The organism is Mycolicibacterium novocastrense (genome assembly GCF_001499835.1).
Taxonomy (GTDB): domain Bacteria; phylum Actinomycetota; class Actinomycetes; order Mycobacteriales; family Mycobacteriaceae; genus Mycobacterium; species Mycobacterium novocastrense.
Genome location: NZ_LQIH01000011.1, coordinates 60,513 through 86,194 on the forward strand (window position 1 = coordinate 60,513; position 25,682 = coordinate 86,194).

The 25,682-nt window shown below is 68.3% G+C and carries 23 protein-coding genes; 15 read left to right on the forward strand and 8 right to left on the reverse strand.

What is annotated here, in order from left to right; translation table 11 throughout:
- Positions 1–5: 5 nt before the first annotated feature.
- From mobA to AU072_RS10025, 3 genes are all read left to right on the forward strand, one after another.
- Positions 6–596 (forward strand): molybdenum cofactor guanylyltransferase, encoded by a 591-nt coding sequence (gene mobA / locus AU072_RS10015; protein WP_082680756.1) that lies wholly within the window; start codon positions 6–8, stop codon positions 594–596.
- 1,007 nt (positions 597–1,603) lie between these two features.
- Positions 1,604–1,930, forward strand: coding sequence for a transglycosylase family protein (locus AU072_RS10020; RefSeq protein WP_064413639.1), 327 nt, complete (start codon positions 1,604–1,606; stop codon positions 1,928–1,930).
- Positions 1,931–2,146: 216 nt separating this feature from the next.
- Positions 2,147–2,665 carry a transglycosylase family protein gene (locus AU072_RS10025; RefSeq protein ID WP_064413640.1) on the forward strand — a complete coding sequence of 173 codons (519 nt, stop codon included), beginning with the start codon at positions 2,147–2,149 and terminating at the stop codon, positions 2,663–2,665.
- On the opposite strand, the gene AU072_RS10030 is transcribed toward AU072_RS10025, so the two are convergent.
- Together AU072_RS10030 and AU072_RS10035 are read right to left on the reverse strand one after the other, a co-directional pair.
- Positions 2,631–3,212, reverse strand: coding sequence for a VOC family protein (locus tag AU072_RS10030; protein ID WP_064413641.1), 582 nt, complete (start codon positions 3,210–3,212; stop codon positions 2,631–2,633). The two genes, AU072_RS10025 and AU072_RS10030, sit on opposite strands and share 35 nt — an antisense overlap.
- On the reverse strand, positions 3,209–4,375 hold the full coding sequence (locus AU072_RS10035) for an FAD-dependent oxidoreductase (protein WP_064413642.1): 1,167 nt from the start codon (positions 4,373–4,375) through the stop codon (positions 3,209–3,211). The genes AU072_RS10030 and AU072_RS10035 overlap by 4 nt, the downstream gene beginning before the upstream one ends.
- 63 nt (positions 4,376–4,438) lie before the next feature.
- Between AU072_RS10035 and AU072_RS10040 the strand changes: the two genes are divergently transcribed.
- From AU072_RS10040 to proB, 11 genes are all read left to right on the forward strand, one after another.
- Positions 4,439–6,463, forward strand: coding sequence for an alpha/beta hydrolase family protein (locus AU072_RS10040; RefSeq protein WP_064413643.1), 2,025 nt, complete (start codon positions 4,439–4,441; stop codon positions 6,461–6,463).
- 10 nt (positions 6,464–6,473) lie between these two features.
- Entirely contained in the window at positions 6,474–7,763 is a 1,290-nt protein-coding gene (locus AU072_RS10045; protein ID WP_064413644.1) for a saccharopine dehydrogenase family protein, read from the forward strand.
- 85 nt (positions 7,764–7,848) lie between these two features.
- Positions 7,849–10,509: a valine--tRNA ligase gene (locus tag AU072_RS10050; RefSeq protein ID WP_064413645.1), complete on the forward strand. Its 2,661-nt coding sequence runs from the start codon at positions 7,849–7,851 to the stop codon at positions 10,507–10,509.
- The gene (gene folC / locus AU072_RS10055) at positions 10,506–11,987 is read left to right on the forward strand and encodes a bifunctional tetrahydrofolate synthase/dihydrofolate synthase (RefSeq protein WP_082680757.1); all 1,482 of its coding nucleotides are present in this window, start codon (positions 10,506–10,508) and stop codon (positions 11,985–11,987) included. The genes AU072_RS10050 and folC overlap by 4 nt, the downstream gene beginning before the upstream one ends.
- On the forward strand, positions 11,984–12,379 hold the full coding sequence (locus AU072_RS10060) for a DUF4233 domain-containing protein (protein ID WP_064413646.1): 396 nt from the start codon (positions 11,984–11,986) through the stop codon (positions 12,377–12,379). The genes folC and AU072_RS10060 overlap by 4 nt, the downstream gene beginning before the upstream one ends.
- A 27-nt stretch (positions 12,380–12,406) precedes the next feature.
- Positions 12,407–12,826 carry a nucleoside-diphosphate kinase gene (gene ndk / locus AU072_RS10065; protein WP_174523729.1) on the forward strand — a complete coding sequence of 140 codons (420 nt, stop codon included), beginning with the start codon at positions 12,407–12,409 and terminating at the stop codon, positions 12,824–12,826.
- Between the two features lie 306 nt (positions 12,827–13,132).
- Positions 13,133–16,009: a ribonuclease E gene (locus AU072_RS10070; protein WP_064413647.1), complete on the forward strand. Its 2,877-nt coding sequence runs from the start codon at positions 13,133–13,135 to the stop codon at positions 16,007–16,009.
- 180 nt (positions 16,010–16,189) lie between these two features.
- On the forward strand, positions 16,190–16,501 hold the full coding sequence (gene rplU, locus AU072_RS10075; RefSeq protein ID WP_064350408.1) for a 50S ribosomal protein L21: 312 nt from the start codon (positions 16,190–16,192) through the stop codon (positions 16,499–16,501).
- A gap of 11 nt (positions 16,502–16,512) precedes the next feature.
- Positions 16,513–16,779 carry a 50S ribosomal protein L27 gene (rpmA, locus tag AU072_RS10080; RefSeq protein ID WP_064350409.1) on the forward strand — a complete coding sequence of 89 codons (267 nt, stop codon included), beginning with the start codon at positions 16,513–16,515 and terminating at the stop codon, positions 16,777–16,779.
- 81 nt (positions 16,780–16,860) lie between these two features.
- Positions 16,861–18,306, forward strand: coding sequence for a GTPase ObgE (obgE, locus tag AU072_RS10085; RefSeq protein WP_064413648.1), 1,446 nt, complete (start codon positions 16,861–16,863; stop codon positions 18,304–18,306).
- Positions 18,303–19,436 carry a glutamate 5-kinase gene (gene proB / locus AU072_RS10090; RefSeq protein WP_064413649.1) on the forward strand — a complete coding sequence of 378 codons (1,134 nt, stop codon included), beginning with the start codon at positions 18,303–18,305 and terminating at the stop codon, positions 19,434–19,436. Before obgE ends, proB begins: the two co-directional genes overlap by 4 nt.
- A 9-nt stretch (positions 19,437–19,445) precedes the next feature.
- Here the strand turns inward: proB and AU072_RS10095 are convergent, their stop codons facing one another.
- The 5 genes from AU072_RS10095 to AU072_RS10115 all read right to left on the reverse strand — a co-directional run bounded on the left by AU072_RS10095 (position 19,446) and on the right by AU072_RS10115 (position 24,397).
- On the reverse strand, positions 19,446–20,117 hold the full coding sequence (locus tag AU072_RS10095) for a hypothetical protein (protein WP_064413650.1): 672 nt from the start codon (positions 20,115–20,117) through the stop codon (positions 19,446–19,448).
- On the reverse strand, positions 20,114–20,965 hold the full coding sequence (locus AU072_RS10100; RefSeq protein WP_064413651.1) for an NAD-dependent protein deacetylase: 852 nt from the start codon (positions 20,963–20,965) through the stop codon (positions 20,114–20,116). The genes AU072_RS10095 and AU072_RS10100 overlap by 4 nt, the downstream gene beginning before the upstream one ends.
- Positions 20,966–21,078: 113 nt before the next feature.
- A complete protein-coding gene (locus AU072_RS10105) occupies positions 21,079–21,558 on the reverse strand; it encodes a hypothetical protein (protein WP_064413652.1) in 480 nt (159 codons plus the stop codon).
- Positions 21,555–23,897: a molybdopterin oxidoreductase family protein gene (locus AU072_RS10110; RefSeq protein WP_064413653.1), complete on the reverse strand. Its 2,343-nt coding sequence runs from the start codon at positions 23,895–23,897 to the stop codon at positions 21,555–21,557. The genes AU072_RS10105 and AU072_RS10110 overlap by 4 nt, the downstream gene beginning before the upstream one ends.
- Positions 23,894–24,397, reverse strand: coding sequence for a copper chaperone PCu(A)C domain-containing protein (locus AU072_RS10115; protein ID WP_064413654.1), 504 nt, complete (start codon positions 24,395–24,397; stop codon positions 23,894–23,896). The genes AU072_RS10110 and AU072_RS10115 overlap by 4 nt, the downstream gene beginning before the upstream one ends.
- A gap of 208 nt (positions 24,398–24,605) precedes the next feature.
- Between AU072_RS10115 and AU072_RS10120 the strand changes: the two genes are divergently transcribed.
- On the forward strand, positions 24,606–25,013 hold the full coding sequence (locus AU072_RS10120; RefSeq protein ID WP_064413655.1) for a four-helix bundle copper-binding protein: 408 nt from the start codon (positions 24,606–24,608) through the stop codon (positions 25,011–25,013).
- Positions 25,014–25,130: 117 nt separating this feature from the next.
- Here the strand turns inward: AU072_RS10120 and AU072_RS10125 are convergent, their stop codons facing one another.
- The gene (locus AU072_RS10125; protein WP_064413656.1) at positions 25,131–25,670 is read right to left on the reverse strand and encodes a cysteine hydrolase family protein; all 540 of its coding nucleotides are present in this window, start codon (positions 25,668–25,670) and stop codon (positions 25,131–25,133) included.
- Positions 25,671–25,682 lie beyond the last annotated feature (12 nt).

Consider the following 25,682-nt stretch of genomic DNA (forward strand, 5'->3'; position numbering starts at 1 on the left):
CGGTCATGACGACCACCGTTCCGCTGGCCGGAATCATCCTGGCGGGCGGGGCTTCCCGCCGCATGGGCCGCGACAAGGCCACGTTGCCGTATGAAGGCACCACGCTCGTCGAGCGGATGGTGAGCATCCTGGCGCCGCGGTGCGCGCCGATCTTCGTCATCGCCGCCCCCGGGCAGGCACTGCCGGCGCTCGACGCCGAGGTTCTGCGCGACGAGGTGCGTGGCGTCGGCCCGCTGTTGGCGACCGGCCGGGGGCTGCGGGCTGCGGCCGAGGCCGGGTCGGAACTCGCGTTCGTCTCCGCGGTGGACATGCCGCTGTTGACCGTCGAGCTGATCGACGAATTGGTGGCCCCGGCGGTTCGCGTGGAGGCCGACGTGGTGTTGCCATGGGACGGCCGTGACCACTACCTCGCCGGTGTCTATCGCACCGCGCTGGCCGGGCGTGTGGACGAACTGATCGCCGCGGGGGAGCGAAGCATGCGCGCGCTCGTGGACCGGGTCGACACCCAGCGGATCGTCATGCCCGAACAGCGTGCGCTGACCAACGTCAACACCGCCGCCGATCTCGCCGCCATCCGCGACGTGCAAATCGCCTAGCAAATTCACCGACTGAAATACCTGCTATTCGTGAAGGTGTGAATTGAATTCGCGCCAGTGAATTAGTTCGCATTCCGTCGTGATAAAGCGCACCTACATGCCGAAATCGCTTCTGCGTCGGAAGGCGAAGTCGGTAGTCGAATGGTCCGAGCTCCCAACGGCTTTCGACGGGTCAGTGGGTGAATTCGGCCTTCGTGCGGCCTGATTCGGTGCGTGGCGCCCGGAAAAGGCAGGCCGCGACGGCTGGAACGTTCGCTTCCAAAAGGGCCATGCGCGGGGTGCTCACGGCCGGTTCGCCGTTTGAGATGTGCCGAGTGTCGGTGCCCAACGCCGAAAAGCCCGCTGGCATAACGGAGTCCGTCACGGGCTGCCGGAACGGCTGTGGGATGCCATCGTGCAGGTGCGTTCGGGTTGTTCTCGTGAGTCGCTGATGCGCACGATGTTTCGGCTGTCGGACTGGGTCGACGGGCCAGCGAAGTCACCACGGTCACGGGCAACGATCGCGCCCGCTGCGGTCGTTTTGTCCACGCCACTGCGGTTTTCGCCGCCCGAGCTGAGGCACGACCGAGCATAGCCGTGGCCCAGCTCACAAAATAGCCGTGAGATGGCTCACGAGAACCGGGGCGAACACGAGTTTTGGCGTCTCCGTCAAACCGCCGTACTACCAGGGATTACGCACGGAGACCTCTGCCGTAATCGTTTCGTGATCTTGCCGCGACACACCTTCGCTCGATATGACGACGGCGGAACTCATTTTGTACGGTCCCCAATGGCTCTACCCGGAGCAAACAATTTGAAAACCACGAACCTGTGTGTGAGTGGGGCTGTAGGAGGCCAACGGTCTCCGGCGGCCGCCGGCGCGAAGGCCCGGCGAGGCACTTCCGGCCTCCCGCTGTCGCACCCGACCGAGACGGTGCGGCCCAACTCCTGGCCTGGTCGACAGGCATGCCCACCCCGTGCGATCTGCGCGGGCGTGTGTTGGCGCGCGCGTGGCGAAAGGATAGAAGTTGAAGAACATCCGCAAGACACTTGGCCTGGCGACCTTTGCCGGCGCGCTCGCAGTGGCGCCCATGGCTCTGGCCACCGGCACTGCCAATGCGGACAGCGGTGTGGACTGGGACGCCGTCGCGGCGTGCGAGTCGGGCGGTAACTGGTCCATCAACACCGGCAACGGCTACTACGGCGGCCTGCAGTTCACCATGGGCACGTGGCAATCGAACGGCGGCAGCGGCTCCCCGCACAACGCCAGCCGCGAGGAGCAGATCCGCGTCGCCGAGAACGTGCTGCAGTCGCAGGGCATCGGCGCATGGCCGACCTGCGGCGGTCGCGGCTAAGCACGCGTTTTCGTCTTATCAGGGGCGGTGCCGGGATTACCCGGCACCGCCCCTACTTTCTCAGAAGGCTCTTACGCCAATTAAGTAACGAATAAAACTTTTGACCCTCGCGTAACACGTGACGTTCATCACCCGACACACCGGATAACCGCAGCGGAGATCGAGGGGTTCTCGGATGCGGGCCTTGTGAAAAACGGTCGGGGAAGGACCGCAGAGATGAACGTTCGTACCGCAGTTGGCAAGGGCCTTTTGGCCGCGGCGATCTCCGGAGCGCTGGCGATGGTGCCGATGGCACTGTCCGAGTCGTCGTTGGCCACCGCCAACGCCGATTCGGTGAACTGGGACGCCATCGCCGAATGCGAATCCGGCGGCAACTGGGCCACCAACACGGGCAACGGCCACTACGGAGGACTGCAGTTCAAGCAGGCCACCTGGGCCTCCAACGGCGGTGTCGGCAACCCGGCGACCGCATCGCGCGCCGAGCAGATCCGCGTGGCCGAGAACGTCCTGCGCACCCAGGGCCTGAAGGCGTGGCCCAAGTGCGGGCCCCGCGGTGCCACGCCCGCGGTGTGGACCACGCCGTCGGGTCCGTCCGCGCCGACCGCACGGACCGTGCCCGCCACCGCGACCGGTTGCGCGGCGATGCCGTCCAGCGGCCTGTTCGGCTTCGTCAATCCGCGTCAGATGTGCACCGCGCTGCTCAACCCGATCGGGACGATCGCCGGAGCACGCTGAACTCGTTGCCCTGCGGGTCCGTCAGCCCGTCGGGGGCCGAGTCGACGCTCCACTGCCAGCGGTTCGGAACGACACGGCGGTCGTCGACGCGGATGAACTTCCAAATGAGGTCCTCCCAGCCGGATGACCCGTAGAGCCACCGCGGCGTCCCGTCGGGGCCGTCGCGCAGCTCGGCCCCGACCCGCGGCGCCCACCAGGCGGCGAGCTCTTCGGGGCGGTCGCTGTCCGTGCAGACGGCGAACAGGCGGGCGGGAGGGTCTCCATCCCGCTTTCGGGGGAACGCGCAGAATTCGTTGCCCTCGATGTCAGCGAGCGTCGTCCACCCGGGGTGCTCGGCGAGCACACGGGCGCCGAGGTCGAGGAGCACCGCGATGTCGCGGACGTCGAGGTCCACGTGTACGCGGTTCTTCACCGTCTTCGCGCGGTCCTGCGGTCGAAAGACCAGTAGCCGGCGCTGTGTGTCGACCCCGAGGACTGCCGCCCAGAAGGCGGACAACGCGGGCGGGTCGGCCGCGTCGACGACCAGCGGGCCCAGCCGCACGCTCACGCCGCGGACACGTCGCGGTCGGTGGGCGGCTTGAACGCCGACCGTGCCGCCACACCGGCCAGGTGACCGGCGATCAGGGCTTCGGGTCCCAGCACCGTCGCCCGGCTCACGAGCGCACTGAGCGCCGGCGGCAGGTTCATGACGCGCCCGATGAACCGCGATTCGCGGACCAGCGAGCGGACCCGCGGACGGCGAAACGCCACGAACCGCGCGAACGCCGCACCGACGTCGTCGTCGCCATCGAGGAACCGCGCCAGGATCGCGGCGTCCTCCAGCCCCTGACAGCCGCCCTGTCCCAGGTGCGGACGCATCGGATGCGCGGCGTCACCGACCGTCACGATGGAACCCCGCGACCACTGCCGCGCCTCGTCGCGGTCATAGAGGTCGTTGCGCAAGACGGCGGCGGGATCCGTGGCGGCCAGGATCTCGGGGATGGGCGGGGCCCACGACGCGAACCGCTCCCGAAGGTAGGCCAGTTCACCCTGCGGCGCCGTCGTCGCCTCGGGCACGCGTTCGGTGGCAAACCAATACGTGTGGTCCTGCCCGAGCGGCACGTGGCCGAACTCGCACGCTGGGCCGAGAGTCTCGCCCGCGAGCTCGGGATCGATTCTGCAGTCGGCCACCCCGCGCCACGCGGTGTAGCCGACATAGCGGTTGTGCAGCGGTCCGTTGAGATGACGGGCGACCATCGAATGCGTGCCGTCGGCACCCACGACGGCGTCGGCCTCCAGCACCGCGGAGTCGGCCAACGTGACTCGGATGCCGTCGCCGGTCACCGCCAGCGCCTCCACCGCCACACCGGCCCGCACGGTGCCGTCGGCGAGCGCCCCGGCCAGAATCGATGTCAATGCCGAACGGCGGATGACGACAAGAGGTTCGCCGAGCGCCTTGATGAGGCGTTGCCGTTCGGGTCGCCGCAACCAGCTGCCGTCACGCCAGCGCGCCGCACCTGCCGTGACCCGGCCGCCGGCCTCACGCACGGGGTCGCCGAGGCCGATGTCGTCGAGCGCGGCCAAAGCGTTGGGCCAGATGCTGATTCCGGCTCCCGAGGACGTGTCGGTGCGCTCCTCGACAAGTGTGATGTCGTGTCCGCGCTGTTGCAGGGCCACAGCGGTCGCCAACCCGGAGATGCCCGCCCCGACGACTACGATCCGCTTCGGCATGCGTCGAACGTAGCGCGCAGCACGTCGCGGGGAGGGTCCCCGGGGTGTGCTACCAACGGGGGCATGACCGCGACGGCCCTCGACGCCCCGTCCCGCGCACCCTTCGACGACCTCGACGAGTACGTGGCGTTACCCCGCGTCTCGGGACTGGCGCTGTCGCCGGACGGAACCCGGTTGGTGACCACCGTCGCTCAACTCAACGACAAGAGAACCGAATACGTCAGCGCGGTCTGGGAGCTCGACCCCACCGGCGCCCAACCGGCGCGCCGGCTGACGCGGGGGACCAAGGGCGAGTCGGCCCCCGCGTTCGCGGCCAACGGCGATCTGCTGTTCGTCGCAGTCCGCCCGAGCGCGGACGACGACGAGCCACCCGCCGCGCTGTGGCGACTCCCGGCGACCGGCGGTGAGGCGGCGCAGGTGCTGTCACTGCCCGGCGGCGTCGAGGCGGTGCGCACCGCCCGCGAAGCCGACGTGGCGGTGGTGCGCTCACCGTTGATGCCCTCCGCACGGACCATCGCCGAGGACCGCCGGCTTCGAGACCTGCGCAAGGACAACAAGATCACCGCGATCCTGCACACCGGCTACCCCATTCGGCACTGGGATTCCGACCTCGGACCGGGCGAGCCACACCTGCTCGGCGTCGCGCTGACCGACGATTCCGCGTGCGGTGAAGAGGTGCGCGACCTGACCGCCGCGCCGGGCGGCGCGTTGCGCGAGTCCGACTTCGACATCAGTTCCGACGGGCGGTTCCTGGTCACCACGTGGCAACGGCCCGCGCCCGGTGCGTCCCGGCATTCGGTGCTGATGCGGATCGACCTGGACACCGGCGAACGCTCGGTGGTGGTGGCCGAGCCCGACGCCGACGTGTGGAGTCCGGCCATCTCACCGGACGGCACCACCGTCGTCTACCTCCGCGAGACCTTCTCCACACCCGACACGCCGCCGCGAATCACGCTGGGATGCATCCGGTTCGGCGAGAGCCCACGCGTGCTCGCCGGTGATTGGGACCGGTGGCCGGCATCGGTGACGTGGCTGCGGGACGGCTCGGCGGTTATCGTCACCGCCGATCAGGACGGCAGGGCACCGGTTTTCCGGGTCGGCCTCGCCGACGGTGCGGTAACCCAGCTGACGTTCGATGATCACTGCTACTCCGATGTGGTGGCCGCTGCGGATGGTGTGCTGTTCGCGTTGCGAAGCTCTTACGCGGCGCCGCCTCACCCGGTGCGCATCGACCCCGACGGCGGCGTCACCGTGCTTCCGTGTGCGGCGCTGCCGCCGCTTCCGGGGACGCTGACCGAACTCGAGACGACGTCCGGCGACGGCACGCCGGTGCGTTCGTGGCTCGTGCTCCCGGCCGGTGACGGAAAGGCGCCGCTGCTGTTGTGGATCCACGGCGGTCCGTTGGCCAGCTGGAACGTGTGGTCGTGGCGGTGGAATCCGTGGCTGCTGGCGGCTCGCGGGTATGCGGTGCTGCTGCCCGATCCCGGGATCTCCACCGGATACGGGCAGGACTTCATCGCGCGGGGCTGGGGCGCCTGGGGCGGTGCCCCTTTCGAGGATCTGATGGCCATCACCGACGCCGCGTGCGCGCATCCCCGCATCGACGCGTCGCGTACCGCGGCGATGGGTGGGTCGTTCGGTGGCTACATGGCCAACTGGGTCGCCGGCCACACCGACAGGTTCGACGCGATCGTCACCCATGCCAGCCTCTGGGCGCTCGATCAGTTCGGCGCCACCACCGACTCGTCGTACTACTGGCTACGGGAGATGACGCGCGACATGGCGGCGGCCAACTCGCCGCATCACCACGTCGGCGAAATCCGTACGCCCATGCTGGTCATCCACGGCGACAAGGACTACCGAGTGCCGGTCGGCCAGGCGCTGCGGCTCTGGTACGAGTTGCTCACCCACTCCGCGCTGCCCGCCGATGCCGACGGCGACAGCCCGCACCGGTTTCTGTATTTCCCGTCGGAGAACCACTGGGTGCTCACTCCGCAACACGCCAAGATCTGGTACCAGGTGGTGATCGGGTTCCTGGCCCGGCACGTGCTCGGTGAGGACACCGAGGTGCCCGAGACGCTCGGGTAGCGTCGCGACCATGAGCGCACCGGAGCCGGACGGCCGGCGACCTTCGACATCCGAGCGGGAATTCGACATCGTCGTGTACGGGGCCACCGGGTTCGTCGGGAAACTCACCGCCGAATATCTGGCCAGGACGGCTTCGGGGGCCCGGATCGCGCTCGCCGGCCGATCGCACGACAAGCTGATCGCGGTCCGAGAGTCCCTGGGTGATGCGGCCCGCTCGTGGCCGCTGATCACCGCGGACGCCTCGCAGCCGTCGACACTGAACGCGATGGCTGCACAGGCGCGCGTCGTGGTCACCACGGTGGGGCCCTATGCGAAGTACGGCCTGCCGCTGGTCGCGGCGTGCGCGGCGGCCGGCACCGACTACGCGGACCTGACGGGGGAGTCGCTGTTCATCCGCGACAGCATCGACCAGTACCACAAACAGGCCACCGACACCGGTGCGCGGATCGTGCACTCGTGCGGATTCGACTCCGTGCCTTCGGATCTCACAGTGTTCGCGTTGTACCGGCGGGCCCAGCGCGACGATGCGGGCGAACTCACCGACACCAACCTGGTGGTGCGGTCCTTCAAGGGCGGCGTGTCCGGTGGCACGGCCGCCTCGATGATCGAGGTCATGCGGGCGGCATCGTCGGACGCCGAGGCCCGCCGGGTGATGAACGACCCCTACACGCTCACCCCGGACCGCGCCGCCGAACCCGAGTTGGGCGGCCAACCCGATCTGCGGTGGCGGCGCGGCGGGGAGATCGCACCCGAACTCGACGGGTATTGGGTGGCGCCTTTCGTGATGGCCGCGGTCAATACCCGTATCGTGCGGCGCAGCAACGCATTACTCGACTACGCCTACGGTCGGCGACTCGAGTACGGCGAACAGATGAGCATGGGCAAGTCGGTGCTCGCGCCGGTCGCATCGGCGGTGGCCGCGGCCGGTAACGCCGCGACGATGGCCTTGGGCAGCCGCTACTTCGACCGGGTGCCCGGCAAGCTGATCGAGCGGGTGCTGCCGAAACCGGGCACCGGCCCCAGCGAGAAGGTCCGCGAAAGCGGCCACTACACCGTCGAAACGTATGCCACGACCTCCACGGGCGCCCGGTATCGCGCCGTCATGGCGCAGAAGGGCGATCCGGGCTACAAGGCGACGGCGGTGCTGCTGGGGGAAAGCGCGTTGGCGCTGGCGTTGGACCGCGACAAGCTCTCCGACCTTCGCGGCGTACTCACGCCCGCCGCGGCGATGGGCGACGCGTTGCTCACCCGGTTGCCCGCCGCGGGGGTGACGCTGGAGACGACGCGCCTGCCGGGGTAGTGCACGTCACACCGGGTCGGAAGCGAAAAACCGCTCTGTTCGGGGCAGTTAGCGACGCCGCGCGCTGCGTTCCTAGAATTGCGGGGTGACCGCCAGCCCCCGCTCCTCTGCCGAAGCCCTGCCCAAGTCCTGGGACCCGGCCGCGGTGGAGAGCGATCTCTACGAGGGCTGGGTCAAGGCCGGCTACTTCACCGCCGACGCCACCAGCAGCAAGCCCGCCTACTCGATCGTGCTGCCCCCGCCGAACGTCACCGGCAATCTGCACATGGGCCACGCGCTGGACCACACGCTGATGGATGCGCTGACCCGCCGCAAGCGGATGCAGGGCTTCGAGGTGTTGTGGCTGCCGGGTATGGATCATGCCGGCATCGCCACGCAGTCGGTCGTCGAGAAGCAACTCGCGGTCGACGGCAAGACCAAAGAGGACTTCGGCCGTGACCTGTTCATCGACAAGGTCTGGGATTGGAAGCGGCAATCCGGTGGCACCATCGGCGCGCAGATGCGTCGCCTCGGTGACGGCGTCGACTGGAGCCGCGAACGGTTCACCATGGACGAGGGTCTGTCGCGCGCGGTGCGCACGATCTTCAAGCGACTCTTCGACGCGGGTCTGATCTACCAGGCCGAGCGACTGGTCAACTGGTCGCCGGTGCTTGAGACCGCGATCTCCGATCTCGAGGTCAAATACGAGGACATCGAGGGCGAGTTGGTGTCGTTCCGGTACGGCTCACTGGACGACCACGAACCGCACATCGTCGTAGCCACCACCCGCGTGGAGACGATGCTGGGCGACACGGCGATCGCGGTGCACCCCGACGACGAGCGCTACCGCGACCTGGTCGGCAAGACGCTGGCGCACCCCTTCATCGACCGCGACATCGTGATCGTCGCCGACGAGCACGTCGACCCCGAATTCGGCACGGGCGCCGTCAAGGTGACCCCGGCCCATGACCCGAACGACTTCGAGATCGGCCTGCGCCACCAGCTACCGATGCCGTCCATCATGGACACCAAGGGCCGAATCGCCGGCACCGGAACCGAATTCGACGGCCAGGACCGCTTCGAGGCCCGGGTCAAGGTCCGCGAGGCGCTGGCGTCGCAAGGCCGCATCGTCGCGGAGAAGCGGCCGTACGTGCACAGCGTCGGGCACTCCGAACGCAGCGGTGAGCCGATCGAGCCCAGGCTGTCGCTGCAGTGGTGGGTCAAGGTCGAGGCGCTGGCCAAGGCCGCTGGTGACGCGGTCCGCAACGGCGACACCGTGATTCACCCGCCGAGTCTCGAGCCGCGGTGGTTCGCGTGGGTGGACAACATGCACGACTGGTGCATCTCGCGCCAGCTGTGGTGGGGCCACCGCATCCCGATCTGGCACGGCCCCGGCGGCGAGACCGTCTGCGTCGGGCCCGACGAGACGCCGCCCGAGGGCTGGGAGCAGGACCCCGACGTACTCGACACGTGGTTCAGTTCGGCGTTGTGGCCGTTCTCCACCATGGGCTGGCCGGACCGCACGCCCGACCTCGCCAAGTTCTATCCGACGACAGTGCTGGTCACCGGCTACGACATCCTGTTCTTCTGGGTGGCGCGGATGATGATGTTCGGCACGTTCGTCGCCGACGACCCCGCGATCACCGGAGACGGAGATGCGAAGAAGTCACGTCCGCAGGTTCCTTTTGAAAACGTCTTCCTGCACGGGCTGATCCGCGACGAGCACGGCCGCAAGATGAGCAAGTCGCGCGGTAACGGGATCGACCCGCTGGACTGGGTGGAGATGTTCGGCGCCGACGCGTTGCGGTTCACGCTGGCCCGCGGGGCGAGCCCCGGCGGTGACCTGTCCATCGGCGAGGATCACGCCCGAGCGTCACGCAACTTCGCCACGAAGCTGTTCAACGCCACCCGGTTCGCGTTGATGAACGGGGCCGCGCCCGCTCCGCTGCCCGACACCGCCGAGCTGACCGACGCCGACCGGTGGATCCTGGGCCGCGTGGAACAGGTTCGCGCGGAAGTGGATTCGGCGTTCGACGCCTACGAGTTCAGCCGTGCGTGCGAGTCGCTCTACCACTTCGCCTGGGACGAGTTCTGTGACTGGTACGTCGAGCTGGCCAAGGTACAGCTCGCCGAGGGGATCACGCACACGACGGCCGTGCTGGCAGCGGTGCTCGACACGCTTCTGAAGCTGCTGCATCCGGTGATGCCGTTCGTCACCGAGGTGTTGTGGAAGACGCTGACTGGGGGCGAGTCGCTGGTGATCGCCGACTGGCCCACGCCTTCGGGTTTCGCACTCGATCCTGTTGCCGCGCAACGGGTCGCCGATATGCAGAGGCTGATCACCGAGGTGCGTCGCTTCCGCAGCGATCAGGGACTCAACGACCGGCAGAAGGTGCCTGCGCGGTTGTCGGACATCGCCGGCGCGGACCTGCAGGCGCAGGTGCCCGCGGTGCGCTCGCTGGCCTGGCTGACCACCGACGGCGACGGCTTCGCCCCGACCGCGGCCATCGAGGTGCGGCTGTCGGGTGGCACCGTGACCGTCGAGGTCGACACCTCGGGCACCGTCGACGTGGCCGCCGAGCGGCGCCGGCTGGAGAAGGACCTCGCAGCGGCACAGAAGGAATTGGCCGGCACCACAGGGAAACTCGGAAACGAGGCGTTCTTGGCGAAGGCACCTGCAGAGGTCGTTGACAAGATCCGTGGGCGCCAGCAGATCGCCCAAGAGGAAGTCGACCGCATCACCGCGAGGCTGGCCGCGCTGCGATGACCGACCCGGAGCCGGACGACCAGCCGTATCTCGACCCGGAGTCGCCCGGGCGCCCACCTCCGGATCGCGAACCCTCACCGGATGAGATCGCGGCGCTTCTGCAAGTCGAGCACCTACTCGACCAACGTTGGCCCGAAACCAAACTCGAACCCAGCACCGCGCGCATCTCGGCGCTGCTGGAACTGCTCGGTTCGCCCCAGCGCGGGTACCCGTCGATCCACATCGCGGGCACCAACGGTAAGACGTCGGTCGCGCGGATGGTCGATGCGCTGTTGACCGCGCTGCACCGTCGCACCGGCCGCACCACCAGCCCGCACCTGCAATCGGCCGTCGAGCGCATCTCGATCGACGGCAAACCGATCAGCCCCGCGACCTACGTCGACACCTATCGCGAGATCGAGCCGTTCGTGCAGCTGGTCGACCAGCAGTCCGAGGCCGGCGCTCTCGGAAACGCCGGCCCCGCCATGAGCAAGTTCGAGGTGGTGACCGCGATGGCGTTCGCCGCCTTCGCCGACGCGCCGATCGACGTCGCCGTGGTCGAGGTCGGCCTCGGTGGTCGCTGGGACGCCACCAACGTGGTGAACGCACCCGTCACGGTGATCACCCCGATCGGGGTGGACCACGCCGAGTACCTGGGCGACACCCTCGCCGAGATCGCCGCGGAGAAGGCCGGGATCATCGGCAAACAGGAAGACGACCTGGTGCCGACCGATACGGTCGCGATCATCGGCAGGCAGGCGCCCGAGGCGATGGAAGCGCTGCTGGCCCAGGCCGTGCGCGCCGACGCCGCGGTCGCGCGTGAGGACTCGGAGTTCGCGGTGCTCGGCAGGCAGGTCGCCGTGGGCGGGCAATTGCTCGAACTGCAGGGGCTCGGCGGCCTCTACTCGGAGATTTTCCTGCCGCTGCACGGAGAACACCAGGCGCACAACGCCGCGCTGGCGCTGGCGGCCGTCGAGGCGTTCTTCGGCGCGGGGGCGCAGCGCCAGCTGGACATCGACGCGGTGCGAGCGGGCTTCGCCGCGGTGACGAGTCCCGGCCGCCTGGAGAGAATGCGCAGCGCGCCAACGGTTTTCATCGACGCCGCGCACAACCCGGCGGGGGCCGCGGCGTTGGCGCAGGCGCTGCAGGAGGAGTTCGACTTCCGCTTTCTGGTCGGCGTCGTCTCGGTCATGGGTGACAAAGACGTCGACGGCATCCTGGCCGCCCTGGAACCGGTGTTCGACCAGGTCGTCATCACCCACAACGGATCACCGCGCGCGCTCGACGTGGAGGCGTTGGCGCTGCTGGCCGAGCAGAGATTCGGCCCCGAACGGGTGGTCACCGCGGCGACACTGCCCGACGCGATCGAGACCGCCACCGCGATCGTCGAGGAGTCGGCGATCGAGGGTGAGCTGTTGGGCGGCGCGGGGATCGTGATCACCGGCTCGGTCGTCACCGCGGGAGCGGCACGCACGCTGTTCGGAAAGGATCCGCAATGACCGAGCCGGCGCCCGGGCAGCAGCCCGATCCCTGGAAGAGCTTCCGCGGGGTGATGGCCGGCACGCTGATCCTCGAAGCCATCGTCGTGCTGCTGGCACTGCCGGTGGTGGCCAACATCGGGGGCGGGCTGACCGCGGCCACCGGCGGCTTCCTGATCGGGATGGCGGTGGTCCTGGTGCTGTTGGCCGGAGTGCAGGGCAGACCGTGGGCGATCTGGGTGAACGTGGGCCTGCAGGTCGTGTTGATCGCGGGCGTCGTGCTCGACGGGGCGATCGCGTTCGTCGGGGTGATCTTCCTGGTGGTGTGGCTGCTCATCGCCCGTCTGCGCGCCGAGGTGCTGCGCCGCCAGAAGCGGGGACTTCTGCCTGGTCAACAGCGTCCGCCGGAATAGTCCATTTCGGCGGCTATTCTGTCGGCCGTGACTGAGCCGATTGAACGGACCCTCGTGTTGGTCAAGCCCGACGGCGTCAAGCGGCGTCTTGTCGGTGAGATTCTCTCCCGGGTCGAACGCAAAGGGCTGGCGATCGCCGAGCTGAAGCTGGTGACCGTCAGCGACGAGCTGGCCCGCAGGCATTACGCCGAGCACGAGGGCAAGCCGTTCTTCGATTCCCTGCTCGCGTTCATCACATCGGGCCCCGTTGTGGCGGCGGTCGTGGAGGGTCCACGTGCAATCGCGGCGTTCCGCCAGATCGCCGGCGGAACCGACCCCGTGGAGAAGGCCGCCCCGGGCACCATCCGCGGTGACCTGGCCCTGATCACCCAGGACAATCTCGTCCACGGCTCGGATTCCGCGGAGTCCGCCGCGCGCGAGATCGATCTCTGGTTCCCCAGCAAGTAAGGGGTTTCCTGACCTGTCTCGCCCAGCCTGGTCGGGCGGGGCGTCGTGATGTGGGATACTCGACTCGGGTGACCGGCCGCCAACCGGGACCGGACACCCGAATGAAGACTTAGACGTGCGCGACCATCGCCACGCGTGATGCGGCGCCGACCGTCCAGCCATCATTCAGACCGGCACCGGGATGGCCCCCAGTGGGCCCCTCGGAGCGAGACCACAACAAGCTCGGGCGAACTCACCCGGGTCCATAGCGGAAGCCCTCGCGTGGCCGCGTCAAACATGACGCGCCCGGGGGCTTAAGGAGACTACGTGGCCGAAGATGCCCCAACCGAAGACCTATCTGAAGACACGCGAGAAGCGCAGGACTCTCAGCCCGAATCGTTGAGGGTCGATTCGCTGGCCCAGGTGCTGGGCACCACCAGCGAGCGGGTTCTTCAGGCGCTGACCGAGTTGGACGGCCGCCCTCGCACCGCCGAATCCGCGGTCGCGCAGGACGAGGCGCAGCGCGTGCGTGAAGCGCTCGCCGACGGTGCCGACACAGCGCAGACGCCTCAAGCCGCGGATGCCGCCGGCGAACCGACGGGCGCCGCCCAACCCGCAGATGCCGCGGAACCAAGCAACGGAGACGAGCCGGAGTCCCGGCTGATTCTTGAGACCCCCGAGGAGGCGCCGGAGCGCGCCGAATACATGCCGTTGTTCGTCGCGCCGCAGCCGGTCCGATTCGAGTACGACGCCGACGACGATGATGACGACAACGACGACGACGACGATGACGACGGCCAGGACGGCGAGGACGACCAGTCCGAGCGTCCCTCCGGTCGCCGTCGCCGCCGCGGCAGGCGCGGCCGGGGCCGCGGCCGCGGTGAGCAGAACGGTGACGACAGCGACGGCGACGTCGACGCCAGTCAGGGCGGTTCTCAGGGCGGCGACCAGGACGGCGACGAGTCGGACGACTCCGACGAGGACAACGGCGACGACGAGAGCACCGGCACCGATGGCGCCACCCGCCGTCGTCGCCGTCGCCGTCGTCGCAAGTCGGGATCGGGGGATGACAGCGACGCGGCCTCGCCGGACGACCCGCCCAACACCGTCGTGCACGAGCGCGAACCGCGGAAGTCGACCAGGAACGACAAGTCTGGCAGCGGTGACAGCGAGATCCAGGGCATCAGCGGGTCGACCCGGCTGGAGGCCAAACGGCAACGCAGGCGCGACGGCCGAGACGCCGGCAGGCGCCGCCCGCCCATCCTGAGCGAGGCCGAATTCCTGGCCAGGCGCGAGGCCGTCGAACGGATGATGGTGGTCCGCGACAAGGTCCGCACCGAACCTCCGCACGAGGGTGCCCGCTACACCCAGATCGCGGTGCTCGAGGACGGCGTCGTCGTCGAGCACTTCGTGACCTCGGCGGCGTCTGCCTCCCTGGTCGGCAACATCTACCTCGGCATCGTGCAGAACGTGCTGCCTTCGATGGAGGCGGCCTTCGTCGACATCGGCCGCGGGCGCAACGGTGTCCTCTACGCCGGCGAGGTCAACTGGGAAGCCGCCGGACTCGGCGGCGCATCACGCAAGATCGAACAGGCGCTCAAGCCGGGCGACTACGTCGTCGTCCAGGTCAGCAAGGACCCCGTCGGGCACAAGGGCGCCCGGTTGACGACGCAGGTGTCGCTGGCGGGCCGGTACCTGGTCTACGTGCCCGGCGCCTCGTCGACCGGCATCAGCCGCAAACTGCCCGACACGGAGCGGCAGCGTCTCAAGGAGATCCTGCGTGAGGTCGTGCCGCCCGACGCCGGGGTGATCATCCGCACCGCGTCCGAGGGCGTCAAAGAAGAAGACATCCGCAACGACGTCGAACGCCTCGCCAAACGCTGGTCCGAGATCGAGGCCAAAGCCGCCGACATCACCGCCAAGAAGGCCGGTGCGGCAGTCGCGCTCTACGAGGAACCCGACGTGTTGGTCAAGGTGATCCGCGACTTGTTCAACGAGGACTTCACGGGGTTGACGGTCTCCGGTGACGACGCCTGGAAGACCATCAACGACTATGTGAATTCGGTTGCGCCCGAACTTCTTCCGCGGTTGACGAAGTACGAGCCCGCTTCCCCCGACGGTCCCGACGTGTTCGCGGTGCACCGCATCGACGAGCAGCTGACCAAGGCGATGGACCGCAAGGTGTGGCTACCGTCGGGCGGCACGCTCGTCATCGACCGCACCGAGGCCATGACCGTCGTCGACGTCAACACCGGCAAGTTCACCGGGTCGGGCGGCAACCTCGAGCAGACCGTCACCCGCAACAACCTCGAGGCGGCCGAGGAGATCGTGCGTCAGCTCAGACTGCGCGACATCGGCGGCATCGTGGTGATCGACTTCATCGACATGGTGCTCGAGTCCAACCGCGACCTGGTGCTGCGGCGGCTGACCGAGGCGCTGGCCCGCGACCGGACCCGCCATCAGGTCTCCGAGGTGACCTCGCTGGGCCTGGTCCAGTTGACGCGCAAGCGGCTCGGAACCGGTCTGGTGGAGGCGTTCTCGACGCCGTGTACCCACTGCGCCGGACGGGGGATCGTGTTGCACGGCGACCCGGTCGATTCGGCCTCGAGCAGCGGGCGCAAGTCCGACACCGGCGGCCGGCGCGGTAAACGCGGCAAGCGCGGCGGCAAGTCCGACGACGTCGCCGTGGCCAAGGTCCCGCCGCATCCCGCGGGCGAGCACCCGATGTTCAAGGCGATGGCGGCCGCCAACGGTCGCCACGACGCAGACGAGGACGAGACCACCGACGACGAGCGCGGGGAGCAGAAGCCGGAGGAGGCCGCCGAGACCGAAGCGGAAGCTCACTCGGAGGCCATCCGGACCGCGGTGATCGAGTCGGGCGAGGACGATATCGAAGACCTCGAGGACGAGGACTTCGACGAGGATTCCGATGAGGACGAGGAGTCCGACGAGGATTCCGATGAGGACGAAGACGAGATCGACCTGGATTCCGACGACGACGAAGACGACATCGACGACGACATCGAGGTCATCGGCGCCGACGACTCCGATGACGACGCCGACGAGGACGACGAGGATTCAGACGAGGACGACGAGTCCGATGACTACGACACCAGGAGCGTCGGATCCGCGGCCGTCTCCGGAGGGCGGCACCGGCGCCGCGCGGCCGCACGACCTGCGGGCCCACCGCGCCGCGACGGCTGAGCTGGCGCCGGGCGCCGACGAGCCGTGACCTGCGGTGATTTGACCCTCATGCGGCGGCTCAAGTAGCCTTGAGCAGTTGTCGCCAGGCTGGACCATGCGAGTCGGCGACAGTCGCAAACCCAGACCAGCGCAGCGGGAAATCGCGCGCGCCCAGTGAACGACGTAGGAGTAGCAAGCACGATGGCCACGTACGCAATCGTCAAGACCGGCGGCAAGCAGTACAAGGTCGCCGTCGGCGACGTGGTGAAGGTCGAGAAGCTCGAGTCCGAGCCCGGCGCCAGCGTCTCGTTGCCCGTGGCCCTCGTCGTCGACGGGTCGAAGGTGACTTCCGATGCCAAGTCGCTGGAGAAGGTCGCCGTCACCGGTGAGATCCTCGAGCACACCAAGGGCCCGAAGATCCGCATCCACAAGTTCAAGAACAAGACCGGCTACCACAAGCGGCAGGGTCACCGTCAGCAGCTGACCGTCCTCAAGGTCACCGGGATCAAGTAGAGGAACCAGACATGGCACACAAGAAGGGCGCTTCAAGCTCGCGTAACGGTCGCGACTCCGCCGCACAGCGGCTCGGGGTCAAGCGGTTCGGCGGCCAGATCGTCAAGGCCGGCGAAATCCTGGTGCGGCAGCGCGGTACCCATTTCCATCCCGGCACCAACGTCGGCCGCGGCGGTGACGACACCCTGTTCGCCACCGCCCCCGGTGCCGTCGAGTTCGGCTCCAAGCGTGGTCGCAAGACCGTCAGCGTCGTTCGACCGGCGCCGCAGGAGGCCTGACTTCCTGCCGCGAATGTGATGCTGCTGCGACTTCCCGGCTGAAGCTGGCAGTAGCTCACACCTCACGGAAAGGAAGGACCGATGCCTCGCTTCGTCGACCGCGTCGTCATCCATGCGCGGGCCGGCAACGGCGGCAACGGTTGCGCCTCGGTCCACCGTGAGAAGTTCAAACCCCTCGGCGGCCCCGACGGCGGTAACGGGGGCCGAGGCGGCAGCGTGATTTTCGTCGTCGACCCGCAGGTGCACACGCTGCTCGATTTCCACTTCCATCCCCACGTCGTCGCACCCTCGGGCAAGCAGGGTGCGGGCGGCAACCGGGACGGGGCAGCGGGCGCCGACCTCGAGGTCAAGGTTCCCGACGGCACGGTGGTGCTCGACGAGGACGGCCGTCTGCTCGCCGACCTCGTCGGCGCGGGCACCCGCTTCGAAGCGGCCGCCGGTGGCCGCGGAGGCCTGGGCAACGCCGCGCTGGCATCGCGCGCACGCAAGGCGCCGGGCTTCGCGCTGCTCGGGGAGAAGGGTCAGGTCCGCGACCTGACGCTGGAACTCAAGACCGTCGCCGACGTCGGACTCGTCGGCTTCCCCTCCGCGGGCAAGTCCTCCCTGGTGTCGGTGATCTCGGCGGCCAAACCCAAGATCGCCGACTATCCGTTCACGACGCTGGCGCCCAACCTCGGGGTGGTGTCCGCGGGCGGCAACACCTTCACCGTCGCCGACGTGCCCGGCCTCATCCCCGGCGCCTCGCAGGGGCGTGGGCTGGGACTGGACTTCCTGCGGCACATCGAACGCTGCGCGGTGCTGGTGCACGTGGTCGACTGCGCGACGATGGAACCCGGGCGCGATCCCGTCTCCGACATCGACGCGCTGGAAGCCGAGCTCGCCGCGTACACCCCGACGCTGCAAGGCGATTCGACGCTGGGTGACCTCGCCGAACGTCCGCGTGCGGTGGTGTTGAACAAGATCGACGTGCCCGATGCCCGGGAGTTGGCCGAATTCGTCCGCGAGGAGATCGGGCGCCGCTACGGCTGGCCCGTCTTCGAGGTGTCCACCGTGACCCGGGAAGGGTTGCGGCCGTTGACGTTCGCGCTGTGGGAGATGGTGTCGGCCTACCGCGATGCGCAACCGCCGGTGGTGCCGCGTCGACCCGTCATCCGTCCCGTCCCCGTGGACGAGAGCGGTTTCACCGTCGAGCCGGACGGACACGGCGGCTTCGTCGTACACGGCGTCCGGCCCGAACGCTGGGTCGCCCAAACCGATTTCGACAACGACGAGGCGGTCGGCTACCTCGGTGACCGGCTGGCGCGCCTGGGTGTCGAGGACGAGCTGTTGAAGCTGGGCGCGCGGCCCGGATGCGCGGTGACCATCGGTGACGTCACCTTCGACTGGGAGCCACAGACACCGGCCGGGATCGACGTGCCGATGTCGGGTCGCGGCACGGATCAGCGGCTCGAGCAGACCGATCGCGTCGGGGCCGCCGAACGCAAAGCCGCGCGGCGGGAACGGCGGCGCCCCGGCGGCGAATCATGACGGCTTCGCCGCGCGCCGCGGACTCCGCGCACCGGGAAGCGGTCCGCACCGCGCGCAGCATCGTCGTGAAAATCGGCACCACCGCGCTGACCACACCGGCGGGCGTGTTCGACGCCAGCAGGCTCGCGGTGCTGGTCGAGGCCATCGAGGGCCGGATGCGGGCCGGTTCGGACGTGGTGATCGTGTCGTCGGGAGCGATCGCGGCGGGCATCGAACCGCTGCGGCTGAACAGACGTCCCGCCGACCTGGCCACCAAACAGGCGGCCGCCAGCGTCGGTCAGGTCGCACTGGTCAACGCGTGGAGCGCGGCCTTCGCGCGCTATGACCGCACCGTGGGCCAGGTGCTGTTGACTGCGCACGACATCTCGATGCGGGTGCAGCACACCAACGCCCAGCGCACGCTCGACCGGTTGCGGGCGCTGCACGCGGTGGCGATCGTCAACGAGAACGACACCGTGGCCACCAACGAGATCCGGTTCGGCGACAACGACCGACTTTCGGCGCTGGTCGCCCACCTCGTCGGGGCCGATGCGCTGATCCTGCTGTCCGACATCGACGGTCTGTACGACTCGGATCCGCGAAAGCGCGAAACAGGCGGGGCGCGCTTGATCTCCGAGGTCGCGGGGCCCGACGACCTCGACGGCGTGGTGGCCGGCACGGGCAGCCATCTGGGTACCGGCGGGATGGCCTCGAAGCTGTCGTCGGCGTTGCTGGCCGCCGACGCGGGGGTGCCGGTGTTGTTGGCGGCGGCCTCGGATGCGGCGACCGCGCTGGCCGACGCGTCCGTCGGCACGGTGTTCGCGCCGCGGCCCGAGCGGATGTCGGCGCGCCGGTTCTGGGTGCGCTACGCCGCCGAGGCCGCAGGTGCGCTGACGCTCGACGACGGAGCGGTGCGCGCGGTGGTCACGCAGCGACGCTCGCTGCTGCCCGCCGGTATCACCGCGGTGTCGGGGCGCTTCTACGGCGGCGACGTCGTGGAGTTGCGCGCCCAGGACGGGACGATGGTGGCGCGCGGCGTCGTCGCCTACGACCGCGGCGAGCTTACCACGATGTTGGGCCGCTCGACGTCGGATCTGGCTCCGGAGCTGCGCCGACCCGCCGTGCACGCCGACGACCTGGTGGCCGTCTGAGTCGGTGCGCTAGTGATCGCCCAGCGATCGGATGCGCGCCGAGATCCCCTCGAGCACCGCCTTGATCTGGTCGGCGCGCTCGTCGGCGCTGGCCATGACGTCGTCATCGGCGGGTTGCACCGTCACGTCGTTGGCCTCCGCGGTCGCCTCGAAGCAGTCGCGGACCACCGGATCGGCCAGGATCACCGCCGCCAGCATTCCCGGTGTGAGTTCGCGAGTGCGCAGCAGGCCGTCGTAGCGCACCTCTGCCGGGATCCGAATCTCCAGCGCGCCGCCTTCGAGTTGCTGTTTGGCCGCGGCCAGCAGAAGCGTCAGCGCCGCACGGGAAACCGCGCCGAGCACCTTGCGCCGGAACGGGAACCACGGCAGGGGCAGCTTGTCGATCTGCTTGTCCACTCCGCCCGTGAACAGGTACTCGATCAGGCTGCGGGTCCGGACCTCTTCGACCTGCTCCCATTCGACGGTGTCCCCGTCGAATTCGACCGAGTCCTCGCTGATGGCCACGCCGCCGAAGTGGTTGAGCTTGCGCACCAGCCACCGCAGCTTGTCCGGGGTCAGCGAATGCTCGGCGATCACGTCGCCGATGCCCAGTGCCCACCGGCCGGTGACTGGCCCGGGATCAGGTCGATGCCGGTCGATCAGCTCACGCAGCCACGAAGCGTCCTCGGATGTCTCCGTCACGCCGTCATTCCCACCGAAGTCGCAACGCCGGGCAGCTCGTCGGCCAACAACGCCAGCATGGGGGAGCACCCGTTGTCGACCTTGACCGTCGCCAGCGCATCCCCGCGGGTGGGTCCGCGGTTGACGATCGCGATCGGCATTCCGGCCGCCGCGGCGTGGCGCACGAACCGGTAGCCCGAGTACACCGTCAGCGACGACCCGGCCACCAGCAGGACGTCGGCCGCATCGACCATCGAATACGCCTGAGCCACGCGCTCTTTCGGGACACTCTCGCCGAAATAGACGATGTCGGGTTTGAGCATGCCGCCACACCGGGGGCAGTCGACGACGCGAAACGATGTGGTCTCGCCGACGACGGCATCGGCGTCCGGAGCGACCGCGATGCCGCCCACCGACTCCGCGACCCGCTGGGCGAACCCGGGGTTGGCCGCCTCCAGCAGTTCGGCCAGGGCGGCCCGCGTCATCGTGTGCGCACAGTCGAGGCAGATCACCTGCGCGTAGGTGCCGTGGAGGTTGACGACGTTGGCGCTGCCCGCCTTGCTGTGCAGCAGGTCGACGTTCTGCGTGATCAGCGCCGACACCACACCCGCCGCCTCGAGCGCGGCCAGGGCCCGATGGCCGGCGTTGGGCAGCGTGGCGTCCATATGGCGCCAGCCGAGGTGGTTACGCGCCCAGTAGCGCTGCCGGAAGACGGGGTCGGAGGTGAACTGGCGGATCGTCATGGGGTTGCTCGGCGGCGATTCCGGGCCGCGGTAGTCGGGGATTCCCGAGTCGGTGGACATCCCCGCGCCGGTGAGCACCGCGATCCGCCGGTTGCGCAGCAGGGCGACGAGTTCGGGTGCGTCCACCTGATCGAGGGTAGGCGCTCCCAGGACATCCGGTGCTTAAGGGGTTGATCGCACGCACCACATGCGCGCGATCAACCCCTTTAGCGCATGTCCCGCGCGCATCAGGTCTCCGGTCAGTTCGCCAGCGCCTGTGGCGACAACTCCTTGAGCATCGCATTCGCCCACCACATCTGCCGCAGAGCTTGCGGATGGCACCGCTGGGTGAGTTCTAGCAGCCGCTCGTCCTTGGCGGCTTGTGCGCCCTGGGCCAGCAGTTCCCAGTCGAGCGAAACTCCGGCCGCCAGCCGGTGCAGCCGCCTCAAGTCCGCCAACAGCAGAAGGGCGGGCTCGGGTCGGCGGCCGAGGCGGTCGCTGATCCACTGCTGGGCCGTCTCGGTGACGGCCTTGGTTCGCGGATGCGCACGCAACCGGACGCCATAGCGGGGACCGATCTGCGCGATCAGTTCGACGTGTTCGCGCGACCAGACGGTGAGGTCATTGGCGACGTGATGGATGCCGTGGTCGTTGTGGTGGCGCGCGGCGATCGCATCGAGTGAGCGCGCCAGCCGCAGTTCGGAGCGGTGCAGTTCACGTAGCGACAAGCCGAGTTTCATGATGACTCCGCTCCGGTCGACGCGACGGCCAGCCGGGCCGCCGCGGTCTTGAAGATCGGCTGCTTGGAGACCGGATCCCAGTCGGTCAGTGTCAGCTCATTGGCGGCCCGATCGCACTCGGCTGCCTCGGTGTCCCAGTAGCCGTAGTGAAACGGCAGGAACAGCACGCCGGTGCGGATGCCGGTGATACGCGCCTTGGCCCGCACACGCCCGCGTGGTGTCTCGATGTCGGCAAGATCACCCTCTTGGATGCCGACCCGGCGAGCATCGGCCTCGGACACCTCGACCCACACCTCCGGAGCGGCCGCGGCAAGCTCGGGTACGCGGCCGGTCTTGGTCCTGGTGTGGAACTGGTACACGGTCCTTCCGGTGATCAATGCGAACGGATAGTCGTCGCTCGGAGTTTCGTGCGGCGGCAGATACTCGGCCGCCTTGATGATCGCCTTCCCGTGCGGGTTCATCGCCCGGTACTCGGTCGGCTCCAGCGGCGCACCGGTGATCAGGTCCTTGCCGTAGGCCTCGCAATAGTCGGGGTCGGCCCAGAACCGCCCGTCGGAGTACAGACGTTCGGTGCCCTCGGGATTCCCTGCGTTGCAGGGCCATTGAATCCCTCGGCTGCCGCGCAGCTTGTCGTAGCTCAGCCCGGTGTAATCGCACGGGCGTCCTGCGCTGCATCGCTGCCACGCGGCGAAGGCCGATTCCGGATCGGTCCACGACGGCAGCGGATTACCGTCGCGGTCACGAAAATCCATGCGGCGGGCGTAATCGAGGAAGATGTCGAGATCGGGCCGCGCCTGACCGGGTGGATCCACCGCTTTCTCCGACAGGTGCACGGTCCTGTCGGTGTTGGTGAACGTGCCCGTCTTCTCCGCCCACGTGGCCGCGGGCAGCACCACGTCGGCGAGTTCCGTCGTCTCCGTGGGGAAGATGTCTTGTACGACGAGAAACAGCCGCTGCTGGCTAAGGATGCTGCGGATGCGGCGGAGCTCGGGTAGTGACACCGCCGGATTGGTCGCGCTGACCCACAGCAGGCGCAGCGTGCCCTGTTCGGCGTATCGAAGCATCTGCATCACATGCGTCGGTGGCGCATAGTGCGGAATCTGCATCATGTCCAGGTTCCACAGGTCGGCCAACTCGCGGATGTGGCTGTCGTTGGACCAGTTTCGGAAGCCGGCCAAATCGCCGTCGGCACCGCATTCGCGCGTGTTCTCGGCCGTGGGTTGGCCATTCATCTGCAGCAGCCCACATCCGGGCTGGCCGAGCATGCCGCGCAGGATGTGGATGTTGTTGACCTGCACCGCCGCGGCGGACGCCTGATGGGACTGGTAGAAGCCCTGCAGCACCGTCGACAGCAGTCGTTCCGCGGTGCCCAGAAGCCGTGCCGCCGAGCGGATGTCGTCGGCGGACACCCCGCAGATCTCGGCGGCACGTTCGGGCGGGAACTCGGCGACGCGTTTGCGCAACTCCTCGAAACCGACGGCGTGGGTCCGGACGTAATCGGTGTCAACCCAGCCGTTGAGCACGATCTCGTGCAGGAGCCCGTTCATCAACGCGACGTTGGTACCGGGCAGCGGGGCGAGGTGCACCGTCGCGTGTTCGGCCACAGGCGTCCTGCGCGGATCAACGCACAGGATCGCCGGCGGGTCCGGTCCGGCGAGGCGGTCCAGAATCCGCATCCACAGCACGGTTTGGGTCTCGGCGACGTTGTGGCCGTAGAGCGCGATGACGTCGGCGTGATCGACGTCGGTGTAGGACCCTGGCTGACCGTCGCAGCCGAACGACTCCTTCAGCGCCTCGGCGGCCGTCGCGGTGCACAACCGGGTGTTGCCGTCGACGTGGTTGGTGCCGATCGCGCCGTGGGCGATGACACCGAGGGTGTAGTACTCCTCGAGAAACAGCTGACCCGATGTGTAGAAACCGAACGCCGACGGCCCATACCGGTCGAGCAGCCGCTTGCTGTGGCGCACCACCTGATCCATCGCCGTGTCCCAATCGCATTCGGTGAGTTCGCCGTTGACGCGGATCATCGGTGTCCTCAGCCGATCGGGCGAGGCGTTGGCCTGCCACCCGTAGAAATCTTTGGGGTCGAGCCGACCGTGGTTGACGCGGTCGTCGTCGCGGCCCCGCACACCCACGATCCGACCGTCCTTGACCGCGATGTCGAGCCCGTCACCGTTGGAATGCAGAACCGAGGCCGACTGCACCCAGCGGTCGACGTTTTCGGGTTCCAATTCGTCAGCGAGGAACATGTCGACGCGTTTCGGCCACTGTCCGCCCTTGGCGTAGGGGGTTCGCGTTCCCCACGGTTCGGCAATGCGATCGCGCCTGCCGTTGCTCATTGCTGGGCCGGGCAGGCTTCGACGGGCGCGAGCATGGTCAGTTCCCCGGATTTCTCGAAGCGGAATGTCACGTCGACGTTGTGCGCGGGCTGGACGCTGTCTTTGGTCCCTTCGAGCGTCACCGTGAACGGACGACCCGGTGCGACGGGTTGCCCGGCGGCCATCGAGGTGCCGGCAGCCACCTCGATAGGCGGGTTCGGAGTGATACGGACGGTCTCGGCGGCTGGTGTCGAAATACCCTCGAGCCGCTCGGTTTCCGCCGGCCGGTTGTTGGTGATCGTGAACCGCAGCTCCGCTGTGCTCCCGACCTGGATGGCGCACGATCCGGGCAGATAGCGGGGCACCACGAACGCGTTTTCGACTGTTGTCTCCGTGGTCTCCGATCCGGAACCACGGTTGGTCGATTCACCGGTGGTGTAGCTACCGCAGCCGGCCACCAGGAGCGCGGCAAGCAGGACCGTCGCGACGGGACCGGGTTCGCACCGTTTGGATTTCGTCACCGAAGCGGACCTACCCGCTCTTAGCGGCGCCAAACGTCGAACCGGCGCCCGTTTGCGCCGGTTCCACGGGGTAGGCGTGGGGCGTTCGCGTTGGCCGCCGTGGCCGCGCGAGTCGGTCGGATGGCACTGAAGACCCTGCTGTTGTCCCGTTTCCACGATACGACCGCGGGTACGCGACGGGGGATCGTCGACAACCAAGGAGGACGGCATGAGCGTTGCGGCCAGGATGCTCGAGACCTATCCGAAGGACTTGGGCGGTGTCGACCGCGGGAAGCTTGTGGCATGCATTGAAGCCTGTCTGGAATGTGCGCAGGCGTGCACCGCGTGTGCAGACGCCTGCCTCAGCGAAGAGTCGGTCGCGGAACTGACCAAGTGCATCAGAACAAACGCCGACTGCGCCGATGTCTGTGCGACTACCGCCCGAGTGCTATCCCGGCATACCGGCTACGACGCCAACCTCACGGCCGAGGTGCTGCGATCCTGCGTGACCGCGTGCCGCGCATGCGCCGACGAGTGTGGCCGTCATGCCGAACACCACGACCACTGCCGCATCTGTGCCGACGTATGCCGCCAGTGTGAACGGATGTGCGACGAACTTCTGTCCGCACTCGGCTGATGCGCGATGCGCGCACTGACCACCGGACCCGGCACGTGTGCATCACAGCGCGAACTGGCCGGCGTCAGGAGTGAGTCTTCGGCGCGCGGCTACGAGCGGCACGTCGCGCCCGAGTGATCACTGCAGACACTTTGCCGCGGGCGTGATCTCGGCGCTCATGTTGCTTTTCATCATGGTCAGCGCCGCGTCGCTGAGCTCCGGGTCGATGTGGGCGACCGCATCGGGCGGGACGACGACGGGAAAGTGCCGGACATAGGCATCCAGCGCGGTGTAGAGGATGCACTGCTCGGTGACCTGGCCGGTGAGGATGACCCGTTCGGGTTTGAGCTGACCGAGCAGGTAAGCGAGCGAGGTCGCGTAGAAGGCGCTGTGGCGCACCTTCGTCATCAACCGGCAGCCCGTCTGCGGGACGACCGGTTCGACGAGGTCCGGGCGCTCACCTTGTAGCGCCGACTGCACGAGGTCGCTGAACTCCGCGGTGAAATCGCCGTAGTTGTCGTTGACATAGATGAGGTCGACATCGTCGCGGTCGCGCGCCTCGGCCACGAGGGCCGCCAGCGGATCGATGATATCGGCGACGTGTGGGGCCAGCTTCTCGGCGTCGGGATGGCGGTAGGTGTTCATCATGTCGATGACCAGCACTGCGGTGTCACTCATGGGGACTTGCAT

Excerpts from the sequence above, each read along its gene's own strand:
- obgE (WP_064413648.1), top strand. The coding sequence starts at position 16,861 with ATGCCTCGCTTCGTCGACCGCGTCGTCATCCATGCGCGGGCCGGCAAC.
- AU072_RS10045 (WP_064413644.1), top strand. The coding sequence starts at position 6,474 with ATGAGCGCACCGGAGCCGGACGGCCGGCGACCTTCGACATCCGAGCGG.
- mobA (WP_082680756.1), top strand. The coding sequence starts at position 6 with ATGACGACCACCGTTCCGCTGGCCGGAATCATCCTGGCGGGCGGGGCT.
- AU072_RS10125 (WP_064413656.1), bottom strand. The coding sequence starts at position 25,670 with ATGAGTGACACCGCAGTGCTGGTCATCGACATGATGAACACCTACCGC.
- AU072_RS10025 (WP_064413640.1), top strand. The coding sequence starts at position 2,147 with ATGAACGTTCGTACCGCAGTTGGCAAGGGCCTTTTGGCCGCGGCGATC.
- AU072_RS10040 (WP_064413643.1), top strand. The coding sequence starts at position 4,439 with ATGACCGCGACGGCCCTCGACGCCCCGTCCCGCGCACCCTTCGACGAC.
- folC (WP_082680757.1), top strand. The coding sequence starts at position 10,506 with ATGACCGACCCGGAGCCGGACGACCAGCCGTATCTCGACCCGGAGTCG.
- AU072_RS10110 (WP_064413653.1), bottom strand. The coding sequence starts at position 23,897 with ATGAGCAACGGCAGGCGCGATCGCATTGCCGAACCGTGGGGAACGCGA.
- AU072_RS10105 (WP_064413652.1), bottom strand. The coding sequence starts at position 21,558 with ATGAAACTCGGCTTGTCGCTACGTGAACTGCACCGCTCCGAACTGCGG.
- rpmA (WP_064350409.1), top strand. The coding sequence starts at position 16,513 with ATGGCACACAAGAAGGGCGCTTCAAGCTCGCGTAACGGTCGCGACTCC.
- AU072_RS10060 (WP_064413646.1), top strand. The coding sequence starts at position 11,984 with ATGACCGAGCCGGCGCCCGGGCAGCAGCCCGATCCCTGGAAGAGCTTC.
- rplU (WP_064350408.1), top strand. The coding sequence starts at position 16,190 with ATGGCCACGTACGCAATCGTCAAGACCGGCGGCAAGCAGTACAAGGTC.
- AU072_RS10120 (WP_064413655.1), top strand. The coding sequence starts at position 24,606 with ATGAGCGTTGCGGCCAGGATGCTCGAGACCTATCCGAAGGACTTGGGC.
- proB (WP_064413649.1), top strand. The coding sequence starts at position 18,303 with ATGACGGCTTCGCCGCGCGCCGCGGACTCCGCGCACCGGGAAGCGGTC.
- AU072_RS10035 (WP_064413642.1), bottom strand. The coding sequence starts at position 4,375 with ATGCCGAAGCGGATCGTAGTCGTCGGGGCGGGCATCTCCGGGTTGGCG.